This window comes from Trebonia sp., from assembly GCF_049794275.1.
In the GTDB taxonomy this organism is placed as follows: Bacteria; Actinomycetota; Actinomycetes; order Streptosporangiales; family Streptosporangiaceae; genus Trebonia.
The window spans coordinates 1-2,699 of the sequence record NZ_JBARCR010000233.1 but is presented as its reverse complement, the minus strand read 5'-3'; the positions used below and the strand labels follow the sequence as shown (position 1 = coordinate 2,699).

Annotated in this window: 4 protein-coding genes; 2 read left to right on the top strand and 2 right to left on the bottom strand. The window is 68.1% G+C overall.

Features of this window, described 5'->3' with window-relative positions; genetic code table 11:
• Positions 1–154: 154 nt before the first annotated feature.
• Together WA805_RS06775 and WA805_RS06770 are read right to left on the bottom strand one after the other, a co-directional pair.
• Positions 155–514, bottom strand: a complete 360-nt coding sequence (locus tag WA805_RS06775) for an enoyl-CoA hydratase/isomerase family protein (protein ID WP_425241905.1) — start codon at positions 512–514, stop codon at positions 155–157.
• Entirely contained in the window at positions 511–1,395 is an 885-nt protein-coding gene (locus WA805_RS06770; RefSeq protein WP_422273169.1) for an SDR family NAD(P)-dependent oxidoreductase, read from the bottom strand. The genes WA805_RS06775 and WA805_RS06770 overlap by 4 nt, the downstream gene beginning before the upstream one ends.
• Before the next feature lie 155 nt (positions 1,396–1,550).
• Between WA805_RS06770 and WA805_RS06765 the strand changes: the two genes are divergently transcribed.
• Together WA805_RS06765 and WA805_RS06760 are read left to right on the top strand one after the other, a co-directional pair.
• The gene (locus WA805_RS06765; RefSeq protein ID WP_424559637.1) at positions 1,551–2,243 is read left to right on the top strand and encodes a TetR/AcrR family transcriptional regulator; all 693 of its coding nucleotides are present in this window, start codon (positions 1,551–1,553) and stop codon (positions 2,241–2,243) included.
• Positions 2,244–2,327: 84 nt separating this feature from the next.
• On the top strand, positions 2,328–2,699 hold a 372-nt coding region (locus WA805_RS06760; protein ID WP_425241904.1), incomplete at its 3' end, for a DUF1707 SHOCT-like domain-containing protein.

Here is a 2,699-nt window from a genome sequence, read left to right as displayed (position 1 = left end):
GCAGCACTCCCTCGAGGCTGGTCTCCTCGATCTCGCGCACCTGGTCCTCGGTCAGCGTGCGGGGGCCTTCCCGCAGCACCGCGGTGGGGCTTTTCCGTTCCGTCATGCAAGCATTCGACTTTCCGTGCGTGGGGGTGTCAAGCCGGATCTCGCGCTATCCGGACAGCATCGGCGGATAGTCCTTGACCTTGGACAGCGGCCACTGCGGCGCGCGCTTCTCTAGGAATGCGGTCACGCCCTCCGCCGCGTCAGCCTGCCGCCCCATCCAGCGGAAGACCTCGTGCTCCCGTTCGTGCGCGGCGCCGCGCTCGAGGTCCGCGCCGGCGGAAAAGTACCGTCCGGTGCCGGTCACGACGATCGCCCGAACGTCCTCGGCTGACTCGAACAGCGCGAACGCTTCGTACAGCTCGCGGGTCATCACCGAAGAGAGTGCGTTGCGCCGCTCGGGCCGGTTGAGCCAGATCGTGGCGACCTGGTGCGAGACGTCGGTGCGCAGGGTCTGGAAGCTGGTCATGGGTTGCCTCTCAGCAGCGGGCCGAACGAGGTCTCCACCTGGGCGGCCAGCGCGTCGGGATCCCACGGACCGGTGCCGATGAGCCGGATCAGCGGCTGCGGGTTGCTGTACAACGCCACTTCGTACCCGGAGGCGTGGATGATCCGGCCGGTGAGCCAGCCGGACTGCTCGCTCGCGAGGTAGGCGACGATCGGGGCGACGTTGTCCGGAGAGCGCTCGTCGTCGGCCGCGCTGCGCGTCCGCCGCCGTTCATCGGGGACCGACTCGGTCATCCGGGTCGCGGCGCCGGGGGATATCGCGTTCACGGTGACTCCGTACTTGCCCAGCGCGTTGGCCGACGAGTACGTCAGGCCGACGATCCCCATCTTGGCGGCGGCGTAGTTCGGCTGCCCTGGAGCGCCGTGCAGCCCGGACACCGAGGTGAAGTTGATGATGCGGTTCTGTGCGGTGTCTTCGCGCAGTGAGCGCCAGTGCGCCGACGCGAACTTGGTGGTGTTGAAGGCGCCCTTGAGGTGGACGCGGATCACGTCATCCCACTCCTGCTCGGCCATGTTGAACACCATCCGGTCGCGGAGGATCCCCGCGACGTTCACCACGACATCCAGGCGGCCGAAGCCCTCGATGGCGTCACGGATGAGCCCTTCAGCGGCCGCATGGTCCGACACGTCCGCGCCGTTGGCGACGGCCTTGCCTCCCGCCTCGGCGATCTCGTTCACGACCTGCTGCGCCGGCCCGCTGTCGACACCCGACCCGTCCAGCGCGGCGCCCAGGTCGTTGACCACAACGGCTGCGCCGCGCTGCGCCAGGAGTAGCGCCACTGACCTGCCGATTCCGCGGCCAGCACCGGTGACGATGGCCACCCGCCCATCCAGTCCTGTCATGTGCTCACCAGCCTTTCCCGCCTGCCCGCGGCAGCCGCATTATCAGAATTAGTTACTAGAATGAGCTTCGAAGCGAGGCAGTGGCGCTGTCAAGAGGGATCCGCGCGGCCGGAGAGATACATTGACCGGAGGACGGAACGGATCGGTGAGAACCCATGCCCAGGCAGCTGAGGGACGGCACTGCGGGCGGACCGCGGCAGTGGAGCCGCACCGCGCAGACGCAACGCGCGCTGCTTGACGCGGCGCGACAGGTTTTCACGGAGCGTGGTTTCTCCGACGCGAGCATCGCGGACATCGTGGAGCGGGCCGGATCCAGCGTCGGCAGCCTCTACCATCACTTCGGCGGCAAGAGCGAGCTGTTCGTCGCCCTCTGGGAGCAGCATCAGCTCGCGCACGAGGAGGCGGCGACTAAGGCAGTCGCGGACGCCAGGAACAAGGGCGTCACCGACCCGGGCCAGCTCTTCGAGACGGGAGCACGCGCCTTTCTGCACGGTAGCTGGCAGCGGCGTGACCTTACCCTGCTGTTCAGCTCCGGTGACGTACCGCCCGGATTCGACATGATGAGGCGCCGCAGGGGACGCGAGTGGATCGGCCAGAACGACTCGCTGCTACGTCTCACCGACCGGCCAGAGGACCGGGTATATGCGGCAATTCTCACCTCGCTGATTGGCGAGGGCGCCTACGAGGTCGCCGCCGCCAGAACTCGCCGGCAGGCGGAAAAGATCATCGACGCGGTGACCGAGTATGCCAGGCGGCTCATGGCCGGCGGACCGTGGCACCCCGGCATCGAGCCGCAAGGCATCGGCGCCGTGGCCGGGGCTGGGCTCGGTCTGGACGGCATCCACTGACAGGCGCTCGGCAGAGGTGACCCGGAAGGGCTGTCTGGCTGGCGGATCTAAGCTCTAGCTAGATCGTGCTTATGGGAGGTACCCGTGACGGCAGGGCGCGAAGACGGGACGGCGGGCGCGGTGGGCCAGCTGAGGACCTCACATGCCGACCGCGAGCAGACGATCGACGTGCTCAAGGCCGCGTTCGTTCAGGGTCGGCTGACCAAGGACGAGTTCGACTTGCGGGTCGGCCAGGTATTCGCATCACGGACCTACGCGGACCTCGACGCACTGACCGCCGACATCCCCGACAGGGTGATCAGCGTCCAGCCGTCGGCTGAGCACGCCCCTGAGCCGGGCAGGGTGCTCAGCTTCAAGACAGCGGCCAGCGTTGGCGCGGTCGGTGCCGGCCCGAGCATGGCTTCCGCCGCGGTAGTGCTGGTGCAGTCCAGCGGAGTGCCGGCGGTTGCCGGCGTG

Excerpts from the sequence above, each read along its gene's own strand:
- WA805_RS06775 (WP_425241905.1), bottom strand. The coding sequence starts at position 514 with ATGACCAGCTTCCAGACCCTGCGCACCGACGTCTCGCACCAGGTCGCC.
- WA805_RS06770 (WP_422273169.1), bottom strand. The coding sequence starts at position 1,395 with ATGACAGGACTGGATGGGCGGGTGGCCATCGTCACCGGTGCTGGCCGC.
- WA805_RS06765 (WP_424559637.1), top strand. The coding sequence starts at position 1,551 with ATGCCCAGGCAGCTGAGGGACGGCACTGCGGGCGGACCGCGGCAGTGG.